Below are 25151 nucleotides of genomic sequence, written 5' to 3'. Positions count from 1 at the left end.
CTTTATCGGCGCTTGGGTGAAAAGGGAGGAGGGGCGAGGTCTCCCACGGTCTGTACTGCGCTAACAGTCAGAAGCTGGCTTTGTCCCTCCTCCTCCCTTCAAGTCTAACCATACAAGCTGGCTTGCCAGCGATGAGGCCAGTGCAGGTAATCACTCGGCTGATTGCCCGTCGAGCAACTCGGCCAACGCATCCGGCTGGCTCTTGAACGCCCGGGCGAACACATCGCGGTTCTTGGCCATGTAGATACCGGCTTCTTCAACCTGCTGCTCGGTCAGCGATGGCACTGCCTTATGCAGCACTTCAGCCAGGCGCTCTGCCAGTTCGAGCATTTTGTCGTGACGGTCGGCTTCTGCCTTATCCATGAACAAGCGCTCCGGGTCGCGGCTGCTGCGGTACACCACTTCGACGGCCATTCATCACCTCTATGCCTTTTTGCTGGTTTGCAATTTACTGTATCTATATACAGTAATGGCAGTGTGGGTTGGTTCGCAAGCAGAAATTGCAGTGGGGTGTTCTGCGGGGGCGTCCGGCACAACATCTTTTTCGCCTGTGAGATCGAGCGCCGCGCGGGCGGCGCTCGATCTCCCAGGCGCTGAAAATGCTGCGGCAACCCCCTGCCAGCCCTCCTGCAACCTAGAGCCAAACCCTCACTGCTTCATCCCCAGCTCGGCATCATCCATCAGCGCCTTGGCCATCGCACTCAAGTAATGCGCAGCCCATATCATCATCGGCTTCCCATCCATCAACCCGGTGATGGTCAATTCGCGCACATACCCCATCAACTCCGAAGACTGTTCGCGGGCATCCCTGCACGGGATCCCGGGCTCGATGCGGAATAGCGGGTGGGTGCCGTTTTCGCCCTGGTAGAAAGTGGTCTTGCCGACGGTGAACTGGGTGTCTTCTGTGGTCATTGGTCAGTCCCCTGATGTGCCTTTGGAATCAGGGTGTATTCGAGGGAATGGATGTAGCGGGGCGGATCGGGGATAACTCTCAGCATGATGTAGGCCTGTTCAAAATTGGGGCCACCACCTTCTGCTGTCAAACATCAAGGCGGCAGCTGTACATGGGTTGACAGACCGGTGAACAGAACCAAAAGCCGGCGCACACGAGGTGCCCCATGACAGCTGCCATAACGGCTAAGCCATGTGGTTAGTTCAGGGCGGCCTGTCAAAGCCGGTCGTTGATTGGCAACGACCGCCCGAGACTAGTGCGCACCACCGAACACCACAATGGCAGGGAGTATCTTTGGGAAATGCCCTACAAGAAAGGGCTTAAATCTGATTTTCCGCTGGCGCAATGCCATTTTATTTTCTGCAGCTTGCCATGCCACAAAGTGCCTTGCGGCAATCGGCCGCCTTCCCATGGCAGGGGCTTGGCCCTTTAACTGCATGGCAGAAACGTCACACCCGTGGCGCATCATCCTTGAAAGTCGTAGTGGGGAATGAAACATCGTGAACATCAAATGGGCAGAAAAACTGCGCAAGGGCCTGCACGGCTCGGCCGACTCGCTGGGCAACCTGTGCGTCGAAGCCTTCCATTACCTTGCCCTGTTCGGCATCGGCGCCATCACCGCCTATGCGGCGGTGGTCACCTTCCTGGACATGCTCGGCAAGGGCGGGATCAGCGTCGATGACATCCTGCTGCTGTTCATCTACCTGGAGCTGGGGGCCATGGTCGGGATCTACTTCAAGACCAACCACATGCCCATCCGCTTCCTCTTGTACGTGGCAATCACCGCGCTCACCCGCCTGCTGATCGGCGATGTTTCGCACCACAAGGCGCCGGATGAAGGGCTGCTGTACCTGTGCGGGGGCATTCTGCTGCTGGCGTTCTCGATCCTGGTGGTGCGCTACGCCTCGTACCGCTACCCCTCGACCAAGGTGCTGGATGCCAACGGCAAGCAAGTGGAAGAGGGCAAGTAGGCCTCAGCGGCATAAGTGAGCAGCACAACACCGCAGGTCGCGGAAAGCTGCGGCTTTTTCTTACAGACGCCTCTGAAAATCCAAAGAACGCGCATCACGCCAACGTATGGCACCCTGTTGTCCAAACCCGGAAAATCCCTGGGTTATGGCTTTTTGATATTGCCCTCCCTGGGCTGTAACCCACGGAGGGCGTGGCCTGCGCACGGTTGACACCATGGCGCACAAGCCTATCAACTCAGCAGCTCTCAAGGAGGGTAACCCGGCACATGACTTGATTCATGCCGAGCGTCTACAGGGAGATGCTGATGATCATGGCGCGTCTTGACGCTATCGCAAGCCGTTCCGTAACTGGCGAACAGGAGTAATCCCTCATGTTCGAAGCAGCCAGGTTCGGCGACGATATTTCACACACCGGCGCATTGGGCGGTTTCCTGTTGGGGGCCGCTCTGGGCATCGCACTGGTGGCCAGCGTGGCCACCGTGGCCTTTGCCACCTTCACCTGCGGGTTCGGCGTAGCTTTGCTGGCAGGTCTCGCGGCGGGGGTTGGCGGCAGCTTGCTGACCGCTGCCGGCGAGGCGTTGGGCGGCCTGTTTTCATCCCCCTCAGGGACGATACTGACTGCCTCGCCCAACGTCTTCATCAACAGCCGCAAGGCCGCCCGCGTCGAAAAGAGCCTGGGCGCTTGCAGCAAGCACCCCGGCCAGGTGCAGATCGCCAAGGGCTCGACCAACGTCTTCATCAATGGCGTGGCGGCCGCGCGCAAGGGCGACAAGCTGACTTGCGGCGCGACCATTTCCGGTGGTTCGAACAATGTCTACATCGGCGGCGGCACTTACCGTTACCTGCCGGTGGACGACGAAGTCCCTGAATGGCTACGCACCACAGTGGATACGTTGATGGCCGTCGCCGGTGCCGCCGGCATGATCGCCCAATTGATCAAGGTCGGCACCCAAGCCGGCATGAAAGCCATCATGCCTTGCGCCCTGAAGTCCACCGCAGGCTTCATCGCAGGTGAGGTGGCCAGCCGCTACGTGGTCGAACCCGTGGCGCGCAGAGCCATCGGTGGCCTGGTCGGCAACCCCGTCGACCTCCCGACGGGCCGCAAGCTGATCCCCGATGAAATCGACTTCAGCCTGCCGGGCCTGATGCCGATCGAGTGGTCGCGCTTCTACGCCAGCGACCTGACCGTCGACAGCGTGCTCGGCCGCGGCTGGATACTGCCGTGGGAACAGAGCCTGCGTCGCAGCGGCAGTTTCATCTACCTCACCGACAACCAGGGCCGCGAAATCCCGTTCGTGACCCTGCAACCGGGTGAGCGGATCTACAACCCGCACGAGCAGGTGTACCTGGTGTGCACCGAGGGCGGCCACTACATCCTGCAGACCCTCGACAACCTGTTCTTCTACTTCGGTGAAGTGCCAGACACCAACACCGAAGTGCCGCTGCAGCGTATCGAGAACGTCCTCGGCCACTTCCTGCACTTCACCCGCACGCCTGACGGTACCCTGACCGACATCAGCGCCACCGGCGGCACCCGCGTGCACTTGCACTACGACCACCCGCTGGGCCGCCTGACCGATATCAAGCGCGTGGTGGACAACCATGCGGTCGAAACGCTCACCCAGTACCGTTACGACGAGCATGGCCAGCTGAGCGCGGTGCGCAACCGCAACGGCGACAGCGTGCGCAGTTTCAGCTATGTCGAAGGCCTGATGGTGACCCACAGCAACGCCTTGGGCCTGGGCTGCCACTACCGCTGGGAAACCCTCGGCGGCAAACCGCGTGTGGTCGAGCACTGGACCAGCGATGGCGAGCACTACCATTTCCGCTACGACCTCGACGCCCGCACCAGCTGGGCCACCGACGTGCTTGGCCGGGAGCTGGAAGTGCAGTACAACGCCGACCACCGCGTGGTCGCCAGTCGCGATTATGGCGGCGAGCGCTACGCCATCGAGCTGGACGAAAACGGCAATATGGTTGGCCTGACCTTGCCGGACGGTAACCGCCTGCAATTCAAGTACGACGAGTTCTCCCGCTTGCTCGAAGAGGCCGATCCGCTGGGCCGCAAGACCACCTACGAATATCACCACCTGACCACGCTGGTGACCCAGGTCAGCTACCCGGACGGCAGCACCTGGCGAGCGCGCTACGACGACAAGGGCAACCTGCTCGCCGAATTCGATGCCCTCGGCCAGATGACCGAGTACCTGAACAGCGATGACGGCCTGCCGCATACCATCATTGATGCGACCTACAAGTCCAAGTACCTATGGTGGAACACCCTGGCCCAGGTCGAGCGTTACCAGGATTGCTCAGGCAAGAGCACGTATTATCGCTACGACGAGCGCCAGCACCTCATTGCAGTGACCGACGCGCTGAACCAGACCACCACGCTGGAGCGCAAGCCCGATGGGGAAGTGTTGCGCATCCACCACCCGCCTGCTGCGCACTTCCCGTGGTTTGCCCAGTAACCGTCAGGACCCGAAAGGAGAGATGGTTCGCTACGGCTATGACAAGGCCTTGCGACTGACGTCGCTGGTCAACGAGAACAACGCGACCTACAGCTTTGCCTACGACGTGTCGGACCGGCTGATTGAAGAGGTGCGGGTAGATAACCTGACCCGGCGCTTCAGCTACAACGTCGGTGGCCATCTGACGCGACTGGATGAGATTGGCTACGGCGAGAATGCCGAGCGGCCAGAGCGGCACACGCTGTTCGAGCGTGATGCCATTGGTCGTTTGGTTGCCAAGATCAACCGTGATGCGAGCCAGACATTCGCATACGACGACGGTGACCGCTTGCTGAGCATCGAGCGGCAACCAACCGGGATCGGCAAGCAGCTTGGGATCACGGAAGAAAAGCTTGAGTACGCCTACGATCTGCTAGGCCGTCTGACCCAAGAAATCACTTCCGACGGCACGCTCAGCTACGAGTACGACCCGCTCAGCAACCTCACCACGCTGACCCTGCCGGATGGGCGTAAGGTCAATCACCTGTATTACGGCAGTGGTCACCTGCACCAGTTGAACCTGAGCTGCGTGGCGAGATCAAGTACGAGTATGAAGCCAATGGCCAGTTGCGCAGTCGTGATACCGGCTCGCTGGTGGGCAGCGAGGAATTCCGCTACGACCCGGCAGCCAACCGGTTGGACTTCAATGCGCGGCAGTTTGCCAAGGTCAAGGACAACCGCATCAAACAGTGGCGGGACCAGGAGTACCGCTACGACCCATGGGGCAACCTGATCGAGAAGCGCTCGGGGCACAGCAAGCTGCAGTACTTTACCTATGACTGCGAGAACCGGCTGGTTAGGGCTGAGACGGTGGTCAATGGCAAGCTGGAGAGCCGAGGTGAATATCGTTACGACAGCCTTGGGCGGCGGGTGGCCAAGCGGGCTGAGATCAATGATGAAGTCGAACTGAAGCACTTTCTGTGGCAAGGCTTGCGGATGCTGCTGGAGGAAACTCCTGGGCACAGCATCTTGTACCTGTACGAGCCGGGTAGCTATGCGCCGTTGGCGCGGGTTGATCAGGTTGAAGGGGAAGGGCAGAAGTTCTATTACTTCCATACGGACCAGATTGGTACACCGTTGGAGCTGACGGATAGAGATGGCACGATTGTTTGGCAGGCGACCTACCGCTCGTGGGGCTCGGTAGAGCAGCTAGTAGTTAGTGAGGTGGAGCAGAATATACGATTTCAAGGTCAATATTTTGATTGCGAATCGAGCCTGCACTACAATACTTTTCGATTCTACGATCCAGAAGTTGGACGATTTGTGAGTCAAGACCCAATTGGATTATTGGGAGGAGCTAACCTGTATAGCTATGGAATCAATCCGATATCTTGGATTGATCCTTGGGGATGGAGTGCAAAGCCTTCACATTCCCCCGATATTGCCAAATGGCTAGACAAAGGTGGTTCTGTGCATATGGAGATTGACGGAAGAACATGGGTTTATAAAGATTGGGAAGGGAATGTAGTAAGGTACCCCGACGGCCATCCGGACTTTACTCCTTTTGAACGACAACGAGTTGATGTTCCTGACCTGAAGGGGAATCACGGTAAAAGTCCTGGTGGTGATTTTGGCAAGGCAGATGCACTTGCACCTCAGGGTAAGGCAGACTACTCAAAAAATACTTGGCATCATCATGAAAATATGAAGACGATGCAGGAGGTTCCTAAAAAAATTCACAACAGGTTCACCCATTCGGGTGGTGTTAAGAATATGAAATCGAGCTGTTAATAGGGTCGAAAAATGCCTATAGTTTACAAAGCTGGTTTGACTGATGCTGAGATAAACTCACTTGAGGCAGCAGTTAATGTTGCTTTGCCTAGTGCGTATAGAAACATATTGGCACGCATGAATGGTTTTTATTTGACTGATCCTGATTTTGGGCAGTTACCGTTGAAGTCTGTTCAAGACGGGGAGGTGAGTTTTGATCGTTGGTTTGGGGTTGTACCGGAAGAGGAGTGCAACGATATTATTAAATTTAATCAAGAGTTTATTTCTGAGTTGGCTTTTGTTAATGGCGTTTTGGCGATTGGGGAAGATGGGGGGGGGAACCCTTACGTGATAGTTACTGAGTCTGGGCGAGAAGGCGTTTATTATTGGGATAGAACCCACTTGCACGAATCTGAATTTATTAATAAATATGATATAGCGGGGCAAGGTGATAGCGGTCACCTTTACAAAATAGCAGAAGATGTCGATGATTTTTATTCTTTGATTTTAGCGTCGCTGCCCGATGACGTTGAAATGATGGAGGAAAACTGAGGTGGGGAGTGGCCCAGTACAAGGGCAACTGGAAAGTCATATACATTCCCTGCTAGGAAACCAGCGGCAGCAAAAAAGATAGGAGGCACTGTATGTTAGATCTAAAAGAATCTGAATCGAGTATCGATATAGGTGATTTCTCTCAGATTGAGCTTCTGGCAGGGGGAAAGCTTCCGCCTCTATTTAAGAGAATTTAACTTAAGAATAATGGTGGTTTTCCCGAGGCGACCGAGGTCGAAGGTGACGAATATGTGTTCAGAATAAACGGGTTTAACTCAACAAAGTTCGGCAGGTTGCCGATAGAAAAATTAATGCAAGGGTATGCAGATCAGAATAATGAACTTAAGGGTTACGTACCTTTGGCATATGATGGTGGTGGAAACAGCTTTATGCTCATCTTGAAAAAAGAAAGTGCCGGAGTCGTGTATTTGTGGATTCAAGATGAAATGCGGTTAGAGAGGGTCTGTTCGAGTTTTGAGGGTTTTATAAGCTCGCTACGTGTAGCGTAAACAATTTCTGTCTATCAGATATTGCTGAAGATAAGCCGCTTGCTGTGACGCGTAGTTTTAAAGCGGAGCGGTGCACTGGACTATGAGTATTTTGCCCTCAGCAATTTGATTGCTTTGACGTGGCTGGACGGTCGCAATGTCAACTAGCTTATCGCGGCAACGGACTTGCACCAACTATAGAGAGCATGCCGTATCCAGAAGTGCACAAAAAGGGGAGTAGAAAAAATAAATGAATGATGAAAAATTCGTTTCTGCGATTTTTATCGAGTTGTTCGAAAAGAATTTATCTCAGTATAAAGAATCTCTCACCAAACCGGTTGATAAAAATAAAGATTCATTTGCTCGGGCTCGCAATGCTATTGCACTATTGGATGACTCCCAAAAGCTTGATATTATAAATTTTCTTAAGGTGGTGATCGCAGATAGCGTTTCCGTAGTTCTTGGGACATTAGATGGGGTCCATTTTCCTGATAATCTCGTAGGTGATTTCGCTGTGAGTTTCGATGGCGAAGAGATTCAAGGTGACTTGCAGGATATTTTTATACAAAAAGCCCGGGAAGCTGTTGCTTATGATTGAATTTTGAGTATGTGTTTAGCTTTTTATAGGGCTTTTCTTTGATTTGACCTAGCGTGGCGGGTTGATCTTTAAAAGTTTTAATGAATATTTTTAGTGTGGGTCTCGGTCACGTTGGTAATCCGGGCAGTGATTGCTCTTTAGTTAGAGATATTAATCACGGTTCCCTTTGATTGCTTGCCAACCAGCTTCGGTATCATTTCATAAAGCTCTTACGAGTATTTTTATTTGGCCTGCACCGAGGGCGGCCACTACATCCTGCAGACCCTCGACAACCTGTTCTTCTACTTCGGTGAAGTGCCAGACACCAACACCGAAGTGCCGCTGCAGCGTATCGAGAACGTCCTCGGCCATTTCCTGCACTTCACCCGCACACCCGATGGCACGCTGACCGACATCAGCGCCACCGGCGGACGCTTCGGACCGGCTGATTGAAGAGGTGCGGGTAGATAACCTGTAATCGCTCCATGAACCCCACATTCAAAGCGCTTACCTGATCCCCGATGCTGTGCTCCCGATTTCTTTCTGGAGCCTGCCGACGATGATGCGCCCCGACGCCAAAGTCGAAAAGTCTATCTCTACCCCAAGCCCGTCGACTTCCGAAAATCCATCGATGGCCTCGCAGCCTTGGTTGAACTGGATATCAAGGTGGCCGTGTTCGACCCGGTCCTTTTCGTGTTCCTCAACAAGCCGCGCAATCGCGTGAAGATCCTCTATTGGGAGCGCAACGGCTTCTGCCTGTGGCTCAAGCGTCTCGAAGCCGAACGTTTCATGACTTCCCCCGACGCGACCGACGAAGCCATCGTCCTGACCGTCCAGGAACTGAACTGGTTACTCGACGGCTTCGACCTCTGGCGCAACCGTCCACATCAGGTTCTGACACCCCGCTTCGTCGCCTGACCCGGTATAATCCGGGCCATGATTCCAGCGCCCGATGACCTTCCTGATGACCCTGCCGTGCTCAAGCAACTGCTTGCGCAGTTGCTGGCTGAGCGCACGGTCGACAAGGACCACATCGTCGACCTGAAAGAACAGATCAAGCTGTTGCGTGATCGGCTGTTCAACCGCAAATCCGAGCAAACGGTCGATCCCAATACACCGCAACTGGCAATGTTCAACGAACCGGAAAGCGAGCTGTTGTTGGCTGTGGTTGAGGATTCGGACGAAGAAGTCGTTACCCCAGTCAGACATGGTGGCAAACGCAAACCGTTGTCGGCTGATCTGCCACGTATCGAAGTCATCCATGACTTGCCCGAGCACGAACTGACTTGCGCCTGCGGTTGCCGCAAGCATGTCATCGGCGAGGAAACCAGCGAGCAGCTCGATATCGTGCCGATCCAGATCCGTGTGCTCAAGCATGTGCGCAAGGTCTACGGTTGCCGTGGTTGTGAAACGGCGCCGGTCACCGCCGACAAGCCGGCCCAGTTGATCGAAAAAAGCATGGCCAGCCCCAGCGTGCTGGCCATGCTGCTGACCACCAAGTACGTCGATGGCTTGCCGCTACACCGTTTTGAAAGCGTGCTGTCCCGGCACGGCATCGAAATCCCTCGACAAACCCTGGCCCGCTGGGTGATCCAGTGCAGCGAACACTTCCAGCCGTTGTTGAACCTGATGCGTGAGCGGTTGTTGGAAAGCCCCGTGATTCACTGCGATGAAACGCGGGTGCAGGTGCTCAAGGAACCGGATCGTGACCCGACCAGCCAGTCCTGGATGTGGGTTCAGGCCAGTGGGCCACCTGATCGACAAGTCGTGTTGTTCGACTACACCACCAGCCGTGCGCAGGAGGTGCCGTTGCGCCTGCTGGAGGGCTATCGAGGCTACGTGATGACCGATGATTACGCCGGTTACAACGCATTGGCGTTGCAGCCCGGCGCTGAACGGTTGGCGTGCATGGCGCATGCCCGGCGTAAGTTCGTCGAAGCGCAGAAAGTGCAGCCCAAAGGCAAGACAGGTCGTGCCGATGTGGCGCTATCGATGATCAACAAGCTGTATGGCATCAAGCGTGAACTCAAGGATGTCAGCGATGAGCAGCGGTTCATCGGTCGCCAGGAAAGAAGCTTACCGATCCTGGGCCAGTTGAAAAGCTGGCTGGACAAGACGCAGTCACAAGTCACACCGCAAAGTGTGCTGGGCAAGGCCGTGCACTATCTGACGAACAACTGGAGCCGGTTGGAGCGCTACGTCGAGGGCGGCCATTTACCGATCGACAATAACCTGGCAGAGCGTGCGATAAAGCCGTTTGTCATCGGGCGCAAGGCCTGGCTGTTCAGTGACACGCCCAATGGCGCCACGGCCAGTGCGCAGATCTACAGCTTGGTTGAGACCGCCAAGGTCAACGGCCAGGAGCCCTATACGTGGCTGCGCCACGTACTGGAGCGGTTGCCGCATGCCTCGTCGTTAGAGGACTACGAAGCGCTGCTGCCGTGGAACTGCTCGCCGGAAATGCCACGGTAAATCAAAGCTTCATCTGGCGGTAGGTGGGGTTCATGGAGCGCTTACGGTCATCAGCGACATGGAGCGCGATGACCTGCACCGCGAGGTCTACCGCCCCCTGAGCAAGCTCACCAGCTGCTTCGGTATGACGCCATGAGTCGCAAGGCCTGCCAGCTTGCCGAGACCTTGCCAGCAGACAAGCTATCGCAAGTGCCTAGCACCGGTAGCAGCGCAACTAACCCTCAATGGGCCAGGAACGCACGGGGCTCGTGACGGGCGTCGCGAGTCAGCGCAGCCAGCACCTGCAAGGGGTTCTGGCCCAGCTCGATCGCCAGGCCCAGGCGTATGCTGTCGATCACCCGCTGCAGGCGCACCGGGTCGTTGCGCTGGGCTCGGGTGATCAGGCGCTTGGCAACCACGCCTGCGTCATCGGAAAGGGTCAGCATGATGCTGCCGTCAAGGTTGGCAATGCTCAGGTTGACCCGGTATTCGGGGGCGAAAGCGGCGCTGATCTGCTCGAATGGATTGTTCATGCCAGAAGCCTGCAAAGGTGGACTGCAGAAATTGACCGGCCCGCACCCGGTTCGTTCAAGTAGGGCAATTGGCCATTAGCGCATCTACACTCCTTGCATCGCAGCCGCGACGCATGGCCAATGGCCGGCAAAGGAGTGCCCGTGCTTCCCTCATTCGCTGCCCGCCAGCGTGGCGCAATCGGCCTCATGGCCGTGGTTACGCTGGGCCTGGCGCTGTTGTTCATGCTGCTGGTGATCGACAGCGGCCGGTTGTACCTGGAGCAGCGCAAGCTGCAACGCATTGCCGACATGGCCGCGCTGGAGGCGGCCGGCCAGTATGCCGTTTGCACCGGCAGCGGGCCGCAGGCCACGGTGGTTGCCCGGGCGGCGGCCACCCGCAACGGCCATGCGCCCGGCAACCCGCTGGCGGCCAGCTGCGGCTACTTGCAGACCGGCGCCAACAGCCTGCGCACGTTCACCACGGACAACAACCGCACCGAGGCGATTCGGGTGGACGTGAGCAACACAGTCCCCACCAGCGTCGCGGCGGGGGTGTATAGCCTGGCACAGGGCACAGGGGTGCCGCTGACCACCACCTTGCACGCCCATGCGGTGGCTTCGTCGCCTGTTCCACCGCAGGCCATGCTGAGTATCCGAACCACCCTGGCCACCGTCGATTCGCGACAGTCGGTGTTGCTCAATGCCCTGCTTAGTGCCTTGGGCGGTAACGTGCAGCTTGATGTGGCCGGCTGGCAAGGCATTGCCAGCACCCAGCTCAACGTGCTGCGCTACCTGGACCAACTGGCCATCGACCTCAACCTCAAGGCCGGTGACTACCGGCAACTGCTCAGCGCCGATGCTACCGCTACGCAACTGCTGCAGGCGGCGGTGAAGGTACTGCAGCAGAGCGGCGCGGCCGCCAACGTGGTGACCAACCTGGGCAAGCTGGCACTGGGCGCCAGCAACAGCACCTTGCTGCAGCTGGGCGATTTGCTCGACATACAGAACGGCACCACGCAGGCCGGGCTGGATGCCAGTATCCAGTTGCTGCAACTGGTGCAGGGCGTTATCCAGCTGGCGGTCAGTGAAAGTGCGGCAACGGTGGACTTGCCGGTCAGCGTGCTGGGGCTGGTCAATGGCCGGGTCCGCCTGAAAGTGATCGAGCCGCAGCAGATTTCTGCGGTGGGTGACCCGCGCACCGATGAATTGCGGGTACATACCGCGCAGGTGCGGGCGATGATTTCGCTCGACCTGCCGCTGCTCGACTCGGTGTTCGGCTTGCTCAACGCGGTACTCGATCTGGTCGGGCCGATCACCAATGTGCTCAACAACCTGCTGAGCCTGAACCTCGCCAGTACCTTGCAATCGGTACTGTGTCTGGTCGGCGTGCCGTGCACTGTCACCGATATCATCCTGGTCCCGGACAAGCTGTCGCTGGATATCGGCCTTGAGGTGGCGGAAGCGACCACGCGCCTCGACCCGCAGGCCCCAGGCACCTTCAGTTGTTCACCCAAGCGCCTTGTCACGCAAGCGCAAAGCTCGGCGGCCAAGGTTGCGGTGGGGCGTTTCGAGTCCAGCAATGCGTTCTTCATGAGCGGCACCACGGTGGTCAAAGCATTGCCATTGGTGGACATCGGTACCAAGCGGTGTACCCGGTTGCTGGGCATTGGCACGTGCCAGGCGCGTGTTCCTTTTGCCGCTGGCGGGCTGGGCGTGCGCGTCAACAGCAAGGTTTTGGGCAGCGGGGCCGTCGAGCGCCCACTGGTGTTCCAGGCGCCCGACAGCGTGCCGCCCAACATCGGCCTCAGCCCTGCCTACCAGAGCATGCAAACCGCCAACAGCACGGTCGTCGGCAGCCTGGCCGAGACCTTGCAGGGCATACAGCTGGAAGCCTACAAACCCACCGTGAACAGCGGCCTCGGCGATGTGCTGGTGCTGGTTGGCAACGTGCTCGGCACGGTCAAAGGTATCGTCGAGCCCTTGATCAGGAACCTCCTCAGCCCGTTGCTCGACCCTTTGCTCAACGTGCTGCTCAAGGCCCTTGGCATCGACCTGGTCAACGCCGAGGTCGGCGCCAACCTCACCTGTGCCAACCGCGCTCAGTTGGCCTTGTAGATCGGCAACCACACTTCGAAGCAGGCGCCTTCGTTGCGGTTGTGCACCGCCAGCCTGCCGCCCATGGCATCGACGATGCCGTGGCTCACCGACAAACCGAGCCCGGTGCCGACCCCTGCTGGCTTGGTGGTGAAGAACGGCTCGAAAATGCGCTCGAGCAGGCGCGGGTCGATACCGCCGGCGTTATCTTCCACCAGCAGGCACAACTGCCCGTGCTCGATGCGTTGGCCTACGCGGATGTTTGGGTGGGTAACGCGCCGTTCCAGCAAGGCGTCCCGCGCATTGACCACCAGGTTGATCAGCACCTGCTCGAGCTGGTCCTGATGGCCAAGCACGTGCGGGCACTGCTCGGGCGCCTCGATGGCCAGCGTCACGCCTTTGCCGCACAAACCCTCGGCCAGCAGCCCCTGCGCACCGAGCACCGCCACCCAGGCGGCGAACACCTGCTGTTCCACCTCGGACCGCCGCCCATGGGTGCGCAAATGCTCGACCAGGCGAATGGCGCGCTCCAGCTGGTTGTCGATGCGCTGCAGCTTGCCTGTGAGGTACGGAACATCGGCGGCACCGCTTTCCAGGCGTTTCAGCCCGTTGACCACCGCCAGGCGCATGGTGGTCAACGGCTGGTTGATTTCATGCACCAGCCCCGTTGCCAGTTCGCCCAAGGTGGCCATCTTGGCTGCTTGCAGCAGTTGCTGCTGGCTATGGCGCACTGCCGTGTTGTCGCGGGCAACTGCCTGGATCTCCACCAGTTGCCCGTGCTCATCGAACAGGCCACGCTCGGCCCACACCCACCAGGCGTTGCGGCGCCCCGGTAATTGCAGGCAGACCTCGGCACTGCTCAACGGCTGCTGCGGGCTCAGCGTGGCGAGGCGCTGCACGAACGCCGTGCGTTGACTGTCGCTCATCCACTGGCCCAGGTTCATTGCGCCGAGCTGCTGTGGCGAGCACTCCAGCAGCTCGGCCAGCGGCCGATTGCCGAACAGCAATTGCAGCGCAGGCGTGTACCGGCAGATCAGCGCGGGCGAGTCTTCCACCAGCGCCCGGTAGCGCTCTTCGCTCTGGCGCACGCGTTCGGCAGCCTCGGTGGCCTCGCTGACATCCAGCCACAGGCCCACGACCTCGACCGGTTGCCCCAAGTCGTCACGTAGCAGGCGGGCCTCGTCCAGTATCCAGTGATAGCCGCCGCGCTCATCACGCAAGCGGTAGCGGCTGCGAACCTGGCCGTCGCGCAGTAGCGTGCGCGTACGTTCCAGCCATAGCGTGCGGTCGTCCGGGTGCACCGCCTGGCCGGGCTGCTGGGCCAATTCGCCGTCTTTGGGCCAGCCCAGTAGCGGTGTCAGGCTGGCGCTGAAAAAAACACTGTGCAGCGCCCCGTCGGCGTAGCGCTGGATGTAGATCACCGCTGGCGAGCTGGCGATCAGGTTTTCCAGCCGGGCGCGGGCCGCCCCGGCCTGTAGCTCCTGGGCTTTCAAGGCGCTGATATCGAGCACGAAGCCCTGAACCTGGCGCCCCCGCAGCTGGCCGACCCACTGCAGCCAGCGTGGGCCCGCCAGGTCGTCGGCGGGCAACAGGCGCAGGTTCAGGTTCAAGGCGATGCCGTCGCGCAGTTGCGCCAGCGCCATGCGTGCAGCTTCGCGGTCGGCCGGGTGCAAACGGCCGAACCATTGTTCGCAGCTGGCATCCCGCGGCAGGCCCAGGCGTGATGCCAGGGCCGGGTCGAATGCCAGCGGCCCCTGCAAGGGCCATGACCACCAGCCAGCGCCCAGTTGCTGCTGCAGTTCATTCAGGTGGCAGGCGCGCTGCTGCAGCTGCTGCTGGCGCAGGCGGCTGAGCAGCGGTTCGACCAGCGCGGGCAGCAGGGTAGCCTGCGCTTGGGGTGTGGGTGGCCTTGGTGCCCCGGCACACAGTAACCAGGCCTGAACACAATGGCCGTGCTGGTAGGGCAGGGCGACCAGCGGCAGGCCGGCAGCCGACGACTGCAGCAGCGGGTGCTCGGCCGCCAGCTGCCGAGCGGCGGCTGGCAACGTATGCAGCCAGGCACGCAGGCGCTCGTCGTCGGCCCAGGGCCAAACGGCATCACTGCTGGCGTAGCTGTACCAGCCGCTGTCACCTGGCAGCAGCAGGCGCAGGGCCCCCGCCTGCCAGTACTCGGCCAAGTGTTGCAGTTGAGCGGTTGTGGTCGGCAGCAGGTGCTGTTCGTCGCAGTCACGCATGGCGCGGCCAAGCGCCAAGGCCAGGTGGTGCTGCGCCAGGTCATGGGCGTGTTTTTCGCGCTCACCCAGCAGGTCGCCGATATCGAACACCTGCAGCAGCCACCCGACAGCCTGGCGCAGGAGCCAGCCGCGCGTGTGCAGGGCAGTGCCATGCACGGTCACGAAGTCCAGGTCCAGCGGCTGCCCCTGCCAGTCCGCCGGGGCGCCTTCGAGTACCAGCCAGCTATGCCGTTGCAGGTAGTCATGCACCCGCGCGGCGTGGTGCGGGCTTGCCGGCAGCAGCGTGCGCAGCGGCCCGGCCAGGCGCAGCACGTGGCCTTGATCATCCAGCCACAATTGCAACCCGGTGGCTGGAGGGTGCTGTTCTGCCGGCAGCGGGGCCTGGCCGCCGAGCCAGCGTTCGAACAGGCCGTTCACAGTTGCAGGCTCGCTTCGGCACGCAGCCGGTCGGGTAGGCGCGGTACCTCGCCAATCAACGGCAGCACCAGCATGGGCAGCACATGGGTGAGTTTTGCCTTGGGATAATCGATGGCTACCGTCAGCAGCTTGTCGGTGCCCAAGGTAACCTGTGCGTCGCTGGCCGGCTGGAAGTCGAAGGCAGCAGGCAGCCACTGCAACTGCTGGCTGATGACCTGGCGGGCCAGGTTCTGCACATCGTTGGTGTAGCTGGGGCTGTCCGGGTCCAGCGCCACGCACCGGCGCACCGCCTCGGCGCTGGCCTGGTTGAACGATTGCAGCATGAGCATGGGCAGGGAATAGCTGACAAGGCCGTAGAACACGGCGAAGAAGATCATGAACACCGCGGCGAACTCGATGGCTGCCGCACCGTGCTGCCGTTTTGCCGGGCCTGCTTTCATGATTGCGTCTACCCTGACCATGTGTCCTGAACAACAGCATAGAACCGATCGACGAACAGGGATGGCCAATTGCCCATGCACAGCCTTGCATTGCTGGTGTGGCTAGCGCTGTGCGCCGGGCAGGATGCCCGCGAACGGCAGATAGCCAATGTACTGACGCTGGGTGCCGCAACCCTTGCGCTGGCCTGGTTGCTGGCCACAGGGCGCAGTTGGCTCGGTGCCCAGGGCAGTGATGCGGCGCTGGCGTTGTTCATCGTGCTGCTGCTCACGCTGCCGGGCTACGCGCTGGGGCAGTTCGGGGCCGGTGACGTCAAGCTGCTCGGTGCGTTGGCGCTGGCCAGCAGCGTTGCCCATGTGCTGGTCACTTTCATTGCTGCGGGTGTGGTGCTGGTGGCCTGGCAGCTGGTCCGCCGAGGTGCGCGACAGCCGCGGCAAAAAAGGCCGTTCGCGCCCTGTCTGCTGGCAGGCCTTGCCGTCTCACTGGCCTGCCTGGGCTGAGCGTTGACGGCACGGCAAGCCCCCGCTAATTGTTGCGCTCGGTCATCTTGGTCCAGCGGTAGAAGTCGGGGATCTCGTACTTGTAGGTATCCAGCCAGCGCTGCATGGACTGGTCGCGTTCACGCGCCGTTTGTACCTGCAGGTGGCGCGAGGCCTGTGCGCCGCTGGACTGCACACGCAGCAGCCGCTCGGTGGCCGTTTCGTCCTGAGGGCTCGGGCGCGGGTATTGCTCGGCGTGCAGCGCCGCGCTACCCATGCAGCAGGCCAGCATCATCACGTACCTGATCATGTTCACCTCCCAGTTTCAATTGACCATCGGCTGCGATGCCTGGGCCGAGGCGACCGGGCCTCGGCCACCGGCCTTGATCTGCCCGGCCCGCGCCTTGGCCGCGGCAAACTGCCGGGGCTCAAGCTGCAAGCGGTCGACCAGGTCGGTCGCCTGTTGCCAGTTGTCCTGGAGCAGCGCCAAGGTCACCAGATTGATTGCAGGCAGGGGGTTGTCGTCTTTCAGCTCGATGGCCGTCAGCAACTCGAAGCGAGCCTGCTCATAGCGCCCCAGGTTCATCAGGACCACGCCCAGGTCATTGCGTACGCGTTCATCGGTAGGCGCCAGGCGTACAGCACGCTGCAGGTTCTGCAAGGCCTGGATGTCGTCGCCACGTGCCGCGGCCAGTTGGCCCAGGCCATGCTCGCCTTCGGCAGCCAGGCAGCCGCCCAGCAGGCTGCGGTACAAGGGTTCGGCCTCGCCAAGGCCAAGCAGCCGGGACACTTTGGCCTTGCGCAGGCGCACCTGGTCGAGGGTATCCGGCAGTTGCTGCAGGTGCGCAAGGCTGGCATGCGGGCGGCCGTCATTGAGCATCTCGTCCGCCAGGTTCAGGGCCAGTTGCTGGTCGGCGTCCGGCTTGCTGCAACCGGCGGCAGTGAACAACGAGCGCAGGCCTTGCGGCTGTTGCCCGGCGCAGCCACTCAGCAACACCAGGCATGCGCACAACACGACTGTCTTCATCCCGCTTTCCTCAGGGGCTCAACGCCCGCGCCAATGCAGAGAAGCCTGGCCCGGCAAGCACGATCAGCAGGGCCGGGAACAGGAATACCATCATTACCGCCGACATTTTTGCCGACATCATCGACACCCGTTCTTGCAGGCGGGTCAGGCGGCGGTCATCGAGCAAGGCTTTCAGGGCCAGCAACGACTTCATTGCGCCGCTGCCCTGGGCCAGCAACTGGCGCAGGATCACGCAGGTGTCGGTGAATTCGTCCACCGCCAGTACCTGTGCGGCCTTGTCCAGCTCCGGGCCCAGCCCCAGCCCCGAATCCACCCGCTGCAGTACCTGGCGCAGTTCTTCGCTGATGTTCGGGATCAGCGTTCGCCCTTCCTGGCTCAGCAGGCGCAGTGCCTGCTCGACCGTCAGCCCGGTTTCGAACAGGATTCGCAGCATGGGGATCATCAGGCCAACCTCTGCGGCAATGCGCTGCTGGCGCCGGGCGGCAGCCAGGGCCAGCAGGCGCTTGGGCAGCAGGTAAGCGGCGCCCAGGGCACACAATGGCCAGACCACCCAATGGGCGGCGGCAGCGCCTTTGAAGCCTTGCTGCAATAGCAGCGTCAGTACCACCGCCAGCAGTGGCAGGCCCAGTTGCACGGCGGCGAACAGCGCGCGCTGGCGGCTGCGACGCCAGCCGATGCGCTCGAGCAGGGCCTGGCTTTCACCGTCGAACTTCTGCAGCCGCTGCCCCCAGGGGCTTCTGCCCAGCCAGTGCAGCCAGCCCTCCAGGCGCTCGGCACGGGCCAGGCGCCCCTGTAGCCTTCGCGCCACCAGCACCCGGGCCCGCCATTGGCGAATGGCCTGCTGGGCAAACAGGCCGGCGGCGATCAGCAGGCACAGGGCGCAGATCAGCATGGCCATGTTCACAAGCTCCTCATCATGCGCCACAACACCAGGCAGCCGAGTACCTGCAAGGCGAAGGCCAGCAACAGCATCAGTTGGCCGCTGCTGTCACGCCACATGGCCAGCAGGTAGTGGGGGTTGGCCAGCAGGAAGTAACCGACCATCGCCAGTGGCAACGCCCCGAGAATGATGGCCGTGATGCGCGTTTCGCCGGTCATGGCCTTGAGCTGGCGTGCCCCTTGCTCGCGCTCGCGGATCAGCTTGATGAGGTTCTCCATCAGTTCGCTGGCGTTGCCGCCATGGCGCTGGTTGATGCGCAAGCCCAGGGCGAACAGCCGCAATTCGTCTTGCTGGTGCAACTCGGCCAGTTCGGTCATAGCGTCCTCCAGCGGCACGCCCAGTTGCACATTGCGCCGGACCCTCGCCAGCGTAGTGCGCAATGGCTCGCGGCTGCTGTCGATAGCGCCCAGTACCGCATCATTGAGCGTGCGCCCGGCCTTGAGGCTGCGCACGCTGTAGTCCAGCAGGCCGGGCAGTTGCTCGACCACGTGCCGCATGTGCCGACGGCTCTGCCAGCTGATGAGCAGGTAGGCAATGGCCGGCAGACCGGTCAGCAGCATCAGCGCAGCGACCCAGCCAAGCGCGACCAGCGCCAACAGCGCCAGCCCCAGCCAGGCCAGCAGCCAGCGCTGGGGGTGCAGCTCGACAGTCGTCAAGCCGGCACGTTGCAGCAGCGGGTCGAGCCAGCTGCGCCGTGCCGTACCATTGCGCACAATGCTGAACGCGCGCCCGAGGCGTTGCAAGATGCGCTCTTCGTGCCGCTTGTACAGGCCGCGGCGCAACAGCAGCAGGGCCAGGCCCAGCAACAGCGGGCACAGCGCCAGCAGCAGCGGGCCGGTCACAGCAGGCCCTCTGCCTTGAGCTTGCTGCCGGCCGGGTGGAGCGCCTCGCGCAGGAAGCTGTCACCGCCCCGGCGGTCCAGGCGGAACAAGGTGTTGGTGACATACACCTCATCGCGCACGCCAACCACCTCCAGCACTTCGCTGACGCAGCGTCGGCCATCGGGCAGGCGGGTCAGCTGGATCACCACGTCCAGCGCTGCACAGACCATTTGCCGCAAGGTCTTTTCGGCAACTTGCCGGCCACTCAGGCCGACCAGTGTCTCCAGGCGCAAGAGTGCGTCCGCTGCGCTGTTGGCGTGAACGGTACTCATCGAGCCATCATGGCCCGTGTTCATCGCGGTCAGCACATCGAGCACTTCGCTGCCGCGGATTTCGCCGAGGATAATGCGGTCCGGGCGCATGCGCAGGGCGTTGCGGATCAGCTCGCTGGCCTTGATCTCACCGTGCCCTTCGGCATTGGGCGGGCGGGTTTCCAGGCGCACCACGTGGGGGTGGTGCAGTTGCAGTTCGGCAACGTCTTCGATGGTGACCAGGCGCTCGCGAGGGGCGATCATCTGGCTGAGGATGTTCAGCAGGGTGGTCTTGCCGGTGCCGGTGCCGCCGCTGACCAGAATGTTGCAGCGCTTGCCCACGGCGCGTTCAAAAAAGTCGAAGATAGGCTGGTCGATAGCGCGGGTGGCCAGCAGGTCGGCACTCTTGAGCATGTCCTGGCGGAATTTGCGGATCGACAGGCACGGGCCGTCCAGCGCCACGGGCGGAATGATCGCATTGACCCGGCTGCCGTCGGGCATGCGGGCGTCGACCATGGGCGAGGACTCGTCCAGGCGTCGCCCGAGCGGGGCGAGGATGCGTTGCATCACCCGCTCTACATGGTGGGCGTCGATGAACCGCAGGTCGGTCTGCTGCAACAGGCCGGCCCGCTCGACGAACACCCGATGGGGGCCATTGACCAGAATTTCGGTGACGCTGGGGTCACGCAGCAATACTTCCAGCGGGCCGAAGCCGGTCAACTCGTCCACCAGCTCTTCGGCCAGCCGCTCCATTTCATACCGCGACAGCGCCAGGCGCAGGCGCGCAACGTAGTCACCAACCTGCTCCAGCACGAACTGGGTCAGCGCCGGCCGTGCGCCCTCCAGCAGGTTGCGGCCGCTGTCCTCGATGGCATCGATGGCAAAGCGGTGCAGTGCGCGCTTGAGCGCGTAGGGGTCGCCCGCGGCCGGTTGCGGGCCACCAAACGGTTGATCGTTGTTCATTTGCTGCCCCAAAGCCGGCGCAGCCAGGTGACGGCCGGCGGTGCGAGGTTTTCCGAGCGCCGGGCCAGGCGTTCGCCCAGGCTGCGCAAGGCTTGCGTAAGCGGCTCACGGGGGGCCAGTTCGAACAGGCTCAGGCCCTGGTTTTTCACGTTCAGGCGCACTTCAGGGCTGTAGGGCAGGGCCCTGAGCAAAGGCAGCGCGTAGCGCTTGGCCAAGGTGTCGGCGTCGGGGGCCACGTTGCTCAGGTAGCGGTCCACCAACAGGCTGGCGTGTTCCAGCTTGATGCCATGATCACGCCACAGGTCGAGCACCTCCAGGTTGCGCCGGCACTCGAGAATGTTCTGGTCGGTGTAGATGATCAGTTTGTCGCAGTGGCTGACCAACGTGCGCAGGGCTTCGCTGTCGGCATGCCCGGCGAGGTTGACGACGATGTGCTGGAAGTGCTGGCGCAGGGCGCTGAGCAGCATGTACAACTCGGCAGCGCTGGTGTGTTGCAGTGGCTCATCGGTTTCGGCATAGGTCAGCAGGCGCAGGCCCGTGTTGTCGCGGGTGAATGCGCTGTCGATCAGTGTGGTGTCGAGGCGGCGCAGGTGGCGCAGGGCGTCACCGAAGTAGAACGATGCCTCCAGGCCCAGCAGTGCCAGGCTGTCGCCACGCGGCAGGCCCAGGTCCAGCAGCAGGGTTTGCTGGCCGCTCTGCTGCACCACACGGGCAAGGTGGGTAGTGAGCAATGCGCCGTCGGCACCGCTTTGCACCCCGAACAGCACCGTCAGCCCGCCCAGGCTGGGGTTGCTGGCCACCGCCGGCATGCGTTTGCCCAGGCGCCGCACCAGCCCGGCCACTTCGCTGGCGCGCGAGCCATAGGCGACGAAGTCGCGGGCGCCAGCGCGCATGGCATGCAGCACCAGCTGGTTATCCAGGCCATCGCCGAGGGCGACGATCGCCAGCATTGGCTTGGCCTCCAGCACGCCCTCGATCAAGGCGCACTGGTTGATCAGTTGCTCGCGGTCCAGGCCGATGAACATCAGGTTGCTGAAGGTGGCATTGACCAGGGCCAGCAGCTCGTCGAGGCTGCCACCGTTGGCGCCGATCACCTGGCCTTGCGGTGCCAAGGCGCCCTGCAGCCAGTGCAGGTCCTCTTCGGTGCGGGTGATGGCGAGGAAGGTCGGGTTCAGGCTCTCGTTCATTGCGACAGCCCGCCCTTGCCATCGAAGTTTCCGTTCTCCAGGAAGAACAGGCGGCCCCAGCTGGGGTCGTAGTTGCGCAGGTGCTCGCCCGGCAAGGGCGGCAGCTTTGCATTGACCGCCAAGGGTTGCACCAGGTGCGGGGTGACGATCATCAGCAGTTCGGTTTCGTCGCGTGTGAGGTTGGACTGTCGGAACAAAGCTCCGAGTATGGGAAGATTGCCCAGGCCAGGCAGTTTATTCACCTTGGATAGCGTGCTTTTGCTGACCAAACCGCTGATGATGAAGCTTTCTCCATCCGCCAAGGCGATACTGGTATCGGTCCGTCTGACTGTTAACGCTGGTACTTCAGTGCCTGCAATCGTCACTGCGTTTGTGTAATCCAGCTCGCTGACTTCGGGAGCAACCTTGAGGGTAATTCGGCCTTCATTGACAATGGTCGGAGTCAGCGCAAGGCGTATACCAAATTCTTTGTATTCAATGGATACGTTGTCGCTGCCTGCACTGGGCACTGGGATCGGAATTTCACCGCCCGCTAGGAAACTTGCGGTTTGGCCGCTTAGGACGGTGAGGCTCGGGCGTGCGAGGGTATATGCAAAGCCACTGGTTTCCAGTGCGTTGATCATGGCCAAGAAGCGGCTGCTGCCGCCACCCCACACGAAGTTGAAAACGTTTTCCCCAAGGGGGATCTGAGGCGCGGCAACCGGTACTGATCCGGGAGACACGGTCGAATTGGGCACCGTACCAGGCGAGCCAATCAGGCTATTGTTCGACCCCTTGAAAAACAGCCGTGCCCCTGCCTCCTTGTATTTGCTGCGGCGCACTTCGACAAACCGGATATCGGCTTGCACCTGGCTGGGCAGTTGCGTGTCCTGCGACGGCAGGAAGCTGTCCTGGGCCATATCGGCGCTGGCCCGCCCGCGGACGAACACCATCGCCTTGTGCGGTGACGGCGTGCAGGCTGTCCACACCATCAGGCTGGTATTGCCCTGGCCCACCGCGGTAATCACCACCCCGCGCTCACCGCTGGCCTGGACATCGGCCACCTTCGGCTCGCCGACCGCAACCCGCTCGATCGCCACCGGCAAGCGCAGCTCCTGCTGCAGGCCCTGGTCGATCTCGATGATCGCAGGCAGTTGGCCGAACGCTTCGCAGCCTTTGGGTGCCGCCTGCGCCTGGGGCAACAGCGCGGCCAGCAGCCCGGTCCAACATGCTTGTCTGAAGAAGGAACTTCGCATCACTGCATCCTTGCCGGTTCAGGGGTTCTTGGCGTTTGCTTCAGCCGTGGCGCCACGGATGATGTGCATGGCGGGCGCGGCGTGGCTGGGCGCCGGGCTCGCCACACTGGCCACCGGCGCCTGGGCCAGCTGGCTGAAGCGGTAGAGCGCGCGGTTGGCGGCCTCCACCTGAGGTATCGCATCGGCCTCGCTCCAGTAGCGCGCCAGGCGCTGTTCATCGGCGCTGCGCACTGCCAGGCGCAAGGTGCCGGCCTGGGCGGCCAGCATCAAGCGGCTGGCCATGGCTTCGGGCACGGCCACTGCCACCGTGCGGGTGCCCGCGCCGTTGCCCAGCCCGCTCTGGTCGCGGCGGGCCTTTTGCTCCTCGGGGCTCTGCGCCGGGCGGCCATCGTTGGCCAACCCCGTTTGCTCGCCGACGCTCAGCACACGCAGGGCCGGCAGTACCACCTGGGCCGAGGCTTGCGGGTTGTTGGGCTCTTCGCGCAGGAACAGCAGCACGTCAACGTAGTCACCCGGGCGCAGTTGGCCAGCGGCACCGACCACTTCATCCACGCCCAGTGCCACCGCCCGCTCGTGCGCGCGGATCATCCGTGCCAGCGGCCCGCCGGCCTGAAAGCTGGCTTCTTCCAGCCAGGTGCCTGCCGCCAGGGGCCGGGCGCTGCTGCGGCCGATCACCTGGGCGACCTGTTGATAAGCACCGGCGGGGGCGACCTGCAGGCGCTCAACCAGCACATCGTCTTCAGTGAGTGGGGTATTGGCTGGCACGGCCTTGCGCAGCACGACCACCGCCGTGCGCGGCGCTTCCACTGGCGCGCTGGGCGCTGGCGCTGTGGCCACGCTCGGCGGTGCAACGGTAGGCGCGGGGGCGACAGGGACGGCCGGCGGGCGGCTGAGCACCACGCCCCAGTAGCCTGCCAACAGCGCCGCCAGCAAGAAAAACGCGGCCAGGAATAGGGTCAAGCGGCTGCTCATCTCGGCCTCCCTGCACGCGTTGGATGATGGCGAAAAGTCACTATTTCGCTATAGCAAGTTAGCGCAGCCATCGCCATTTGCCATGAGCCCGGGCAGTTTTTTTCAGGGTGCGGAGCAGGTCGCGTGAAAACAAAGAGTTAGCGAGTGGCGGGTGGTTAACCTAGGCGGGCTAATACTTTCTGAATAACCCTTTAATACATTTGCAGTTCGCACCGGGTTGGCAATTCTTTGATGGCAGATGGGTGTCATTTTGATACCACCGCCGCCGGCAGCCATGCCGCAAGGAGCTGAAGCATGAAACTGTTCATTCTGCACTGCATGAATTTCCTGCATCGCAAGGACGGTGCATCCGGTATCGAATACGCCGTCATCGCAACCATGGTTGCAGTGGTGCTGGCGGGTTTCGTTCCAGAAATAGCCAGTGCTGTCAAAGGAACGTTCACCACCATAAAAGATGCGCTTTGATATCTGGAAGGGAGCCAGCGGCATGCAGAACGCTTGCGCGCGTCAGCAGATCCTCCTGGTGGATGACGAGCAGGACGTTCTGCTGGAATTGGCGGAGCTGCTCGAAAACGAAGGCTTCGCCTGCCTGACCGCCACCTCGGTGAAGGCGGCCTTGCACCAGCTGACCTGTCACCCGGACGTAGCCTTGGTGATCACTGATGTGCGCATGCCGGGCGAAAGTGGCATCGGGTTGATCAAGCGCCTGCGCGAGCACACTGCCCGCCTGCATTTGCCGGTGATCGTCATGTCGGCACAAGCCGATCTGGATGACGTCAGCGAACTGGTGCAATTGCAGGTACTGGACTTCTTCCGCAAGCCGATCTACCAGGCCCGTTTGCTGGAAACCCTGGACAACCTGTTCCCCGTATCACGCCTGCGCGTCGTCAATTGAATTGACCCGGGCGGGAACGAAAACGCCCGGCACTTGGCCGGGCGTTTCGGTTGGTGCGATCAGGCGTCGGGGTCACTCAGCTCCAGGGCGCCGCGCTTGCTGCGCAGCTTGCCGTAGAAGTGCTCCAGCGCGTGGTTCAGCTTGGTGGCGGCACCATCCACTGCCTGGTCCAGCGAAGCGGCAGTGTGGGTCACGGAAATCGGTTGGTGGCCTTTGGGGCGAGCCTCCATCTGGCAGCGTTTGTCATGCGGTCCGGGCTTGGCGCCATTTTCGTCGCGCAGGTGCACCTCGATGCGGGTGAGGTCGTCCTCGTAACGTTCAAGTGAGCTTTCCAGTGTACTGCGGACCCACTGGTCGAGCCGGGCGTTGCCTTCGAAATGGTTGCTGCTGTTGACCTGGATTTGCATGATTCAAT

At 61.2% G+C, this 25151-nt stretch carries 25 protein-coding genes and 1 pseudogene; 12 read left to right on the top strand and 14 right to left on the bottom strand.

Translation table 11 applies throughout. The features are described 5' to 3' along the window. Positions 1–150: 150 nt before the first annotated feature. Positions 151–414, bottom strand: coding sequence for a YebG family protein (locus tag QME24_RS20435; RefSeq protein ID WP_009681698.1), 264 nt, complete (start codon positions 412–414; stop codon positions 151–153). A 234-nt stretch (positions 415–648) separates the two neighbouring features. Continuing rightward, complete coding sequence (locus tag QME24_RS20430) at positions 649–912, bottom strand: DUF3077 domain-containing protein (protein WP_009681699.1); 264 nt, start codon at positions 910–912, stop codon at positions 649–651. Positions 913–1452: 540 nt separating this feature from the next. On the opposite strand from QME24_RS20430, the gene QME24_RS20425 reads away from it, so the two are divergent. The 8 genes and pseudogenes from QME24_RS20425 (at position 1453) to QME24_RS20390 (ending at position 10232) form a co-directional block, all read left to right on the top strand. Further along, complete coding sequence (locus QME24_RS20425) at positions 1453–1923, top strand: phosphate-starvation-inducible PsiE family protein (RefSeq protein WP_009681701.1); 471 nt, start codon at positions 1453–1455, stop codon at positions 1921–1923. Between the two features lie 371 nt (positions 1924–2294). After that, positions 2295–5783: pseudogene (locus tag QME24_RS20420) on the top strand (RHS repeat-associated core domain-containing protein); the annotation flags it as partial. Between the two features lie 66 nt (positions 5784–5849). Next, a complete protein-coding gene (locus QME24_RS24775; protein ID WP_192441731.1) occupies positions 5850–6164 on the top strand; it encodes an HNH endonuclease in 315 nt (104 codons plus the stop codon). Between the two features lie 12 nt (positions 6165–6176). Continuing rightward, positions 6177–6695, top strand: coding sequence for an SMI1/KNR4 family protein (locus QME24_RS20410; RefSeq protein ID WP_280091537.1), 519 nt, complete (start codon positions 6177–6179; stop codon positions 6693–6695). Positions 6696–7433: 738 nt separating this feature from the next. Then, a complete protein-coding gene (locus QME24_RS20405) occupies positions 7434–7781 on the top strand; it encodes a hypothetical protein (RefSeq protein ID WP_192440941.1) in 348 nt (115 codons plus the stop codon). A 225-nt stretch (positions 7782–8006) separates the two neighbouring features. Next, positions 8007–8213 (top strand): hypothetical protein, encoded by a 207-nt coding sequence (locus tag QME24_RS20400; RefSeq protein WP_192440940.1) that lies wholly within the window; start codon positions 8007–8009, stop codon positions 8211–8213. A gap of 192 nt (positions 8214–8405) precedes the next feature. Further along, complete coding sequence (tnpB, locus tag QME24_RS20395) at positions 8406–8678, top strand: IS66 family insertion sequence element accessory protein TnpB (protein ID WP_280091536.1); 273 nt, start codon at positions 8406–8408, stop codon at positions 8676–8678. Between the two features lie 18 nt (positions 8679–8696). After that, a complete protein-coding gene (locus QME24_RS20390; RefSeq protein WP_280091535.1) occupies positions 8697–10232 on the top strand; it encodes an IS66 family transposase in 1536 nt (511 codons plus the stop codon). 221 nt (positions 10233–10453) lie between these two features. Here QME24_RS20390 and QME24_RS20385 read toward each other — a convergent pair whose 3' ends face one another. Beyond that, a complete protein-coding gene (locus QME24_RS20385) occupies positions 10454–10744 on the bottom strand; it encodes a DUF3509 domain-containing protein (RefSeq protein ID WP_054905422.1) in 291 nt (96 codons plus the stop codon). A 141-nt stretch (positions 10745–10885) separates the two neighbouring features. Here QME24_RS20385 and QME24_RS20380 point away from each other — a divergent pair, with 141 nt between their 5' ends. Continuing rightward, complete coding sequence (locus tag QME24_RS20380) at positions 10886–12838, top strand: pilus assembly protein TadG-related protein (RefSeq protein ID WP_280091534.1); 1953 nt, start codon at positions 10886–10888, stop codon at positions 12836–12838. On the opposite strand, the gene QME24_RS20375 is transcribed toward QME24_RS20380, so the two are convergent. Together QME24_RS20375 and QME24_RS20370 are read right to left on the bottom strand one after the other, a co-directional pair. After that, a complete protein-coding gene (locus QME24_RS20375; RefSeq protein WP_280091533.1) occupies positions 12823–15468 on the bottom strand; it encodes a PAS domain-containing sensor histidine kinase in 2646 nt (881 codons plus the stop codon). The genes QME24_RS20380 and QME24_RS20375 overlap by 16 nt on opposite strands. Then, positions 15465–15908: a TadE/TadG family type IV pilus assembly protein gene (locus QME24_RS20370; RefSeq protein ID WP_033690841.1), complete on the bottom strand. Its 444-nt coding sequence runs from the start codon at positions 15906–15908 to the stop codon at positions 15465–15467. Before QME24_RS20370 ends, QME24_RS20375 begins: the two co-directional genes overlap by 4 nt. Positions 15909–15983: 75 nt before the next feature. Between QME24_RS20370 and QME24_RS20365 the strand changes: the two genes are divergently transcribed. Beyond that, the gene (locus QME24_RS20365) at positions 15984–16406 is read left to right on the top strand and encodes a prepilin peptidase (RefSeq protein WP_154211301.1); all 423 of its coding nucleotides are present in this window, start codon (positions 15984–15986) and stop codon (positions 16404–16406) included. 25 nt (positions 16407–16431) lie between these two features. On the opposite strand, the gene QME24_RS20360 is transcribed toward QME24_RS20365, so the two are convergent. The 8 genes from QME24_RS20360 to cpaB are packed head-to-tail and all read right to left on the bottom strand — an operon-like array spanning position 16432 to position 23841. Continuing rightward, the gene (locus QME24_RS20360; RefSeq protein WP_054905433.1) at positions 16432–16695 is read right to left on the bottom strand and encodes a DUF3613 domain-containing protein; all 264 of its coding nucleotides are present in this window, start codon (positions 16693–16695) and stop codon (positions 16432–16434) included. Positions 16696–16710: 15 nt separating this feature from the next. Then, a complete protein-coding gene (locus tag QME24_RS20355) occupies positions 16711–17412 on the bottom strand; it encodes a tetratricopeptide repeat protein (protein WP_054905419.1) in 702 nt (233 codons plus the stop codon). A gap of 10 nt (positions 17413–17422) precedes the next feature. Then, the gene (locus tag QME24_RS20350) at positions 17423–18310 is read right to left on the bottom strand and encodes a type II secretion system F family protein (RefSeq protein WP_054905418.1); all 888 of its coding nucleotides are present in this window, start codon (positions 18308–18310) and stop codon (positions 17423–17425) included. A gap of 2 nt (positions 18311–18312) precedes the next feature. Then, a complete protein-coding gene (locus QME24_RS20345) occupies positions 18313–19194 on the bottom strand; it encodes a type II secretion system F family protein (protein WP_009685015.1) in 882 nt (293 codons plus the stop codon). Then, complete coding sequence (locus QME24_RS20340; RefSeq protein WP_029885794.1) at positions 19191–20447, bottom strand: CpaF family protein; 1257 nt, start codon at positions 20445–20447, stop codon at positions 19191–19193. The genes QME24_RS20345 and QME24_RS20340 overlap by 4 nt, the downstream gene beginning before the upstream one ends. Continuing rightward, positions 20444–21634, bottom strand: a complete 1191-nt coding sequence (locus tag QME24_RS20335; RefSeq protein ID WP_054905416.1) for a pilus assembly protein — start codon at positions 21632–21634, stop codon at positions 20444–20446. Before QME24_RS20335 ends, QME24_RS20340 begins: the two co-directional genes overlap by 4 nt. Continuing rightward, a complete protein-coding gene (locus tag QME24_RS20330) occupies positions 21631–22869 on the bottom strand; it encodes a type II and III secretion system protein family protein (RefSeq protein WP_054905415.1) in 1239 nt (412 codons plus the stop codon). The genes QME24_RS20335 and QME24_RS20330 overlap by 4 nt, the downstream gene beginning before the upstream one ends. Positions 22870–22887: 18 nt before the next feature. Then, positions 22888–23841, bottom strand: coding sequence for a Flp pilus assembly protein CpaB (gene cpaB, locus QME24_RS20325; protein ID WP_054905414.1), 954 nt, complete (start codon positions 23839–23841; stop codon positions 22888–22890). Between the two features lie 294 nt (positions 23842–24135). Here cpaB and QME24_RS20320 point away from each other — a divergent pair, with 294 nt between their 5' ends. Together QME24_RS20320 and QME24_RS20315 are read left to right on the top strand one after the other, a co-directional pair. After that, on the top strand, positions 24136–24306 hold the full coding sequence (locus tag QME24_RS20320; RefSeq protein WP_054905413.1) for a Flp family type IVb pilin: 171 nt from the start codon (positions 24136–24138) through the stop codon (positions 24304–24306). Positions 24307–24328: 22 nt separating this feature from the next. Next, positions 24329–24736, top strand: coding sequence for a response regulator (locus tag QME24_RS20315; RefSeq protein ID WP_054905432.1), 408 nt, complete (start codon positions 24329–24331; stop codon positions 24734–24736). A 59-nt stretch (positions 24737–24795) separates the two neighbouring features. On the opposite strand, the gene QME24_RS20310 is transcribed toward QME24_RS20315, so the two are convergent. Further along, on the bottom strand, positions 24796–25143 hold the full coding sequence (locus QME24_RS20310) for an HPF/RaiA family ribosome-associated protein (protein ID WP_009685023.1): 348 nt from the start codon (positions 25141–25143) through the stop codon (positions 24796–24798). Positions 25144–25151: the final 8 nt, after the last annotated feature.

The organism is Pseudomonas sp. PARCl1 (genome assembly GCF_947311875.1).
Classification (GTDB): Bacteria; Pseudomonadota; Gammaproteobacteria; order Pseudomonadales; family Pseudomonadaceae; genus Aquipseudomonas; species Aquipseudomonas juntendi.
Note: the sequence above shows the minus strand (reverse complement) of the source record. Positions and strands in the feature narration are given on the sequence as shown.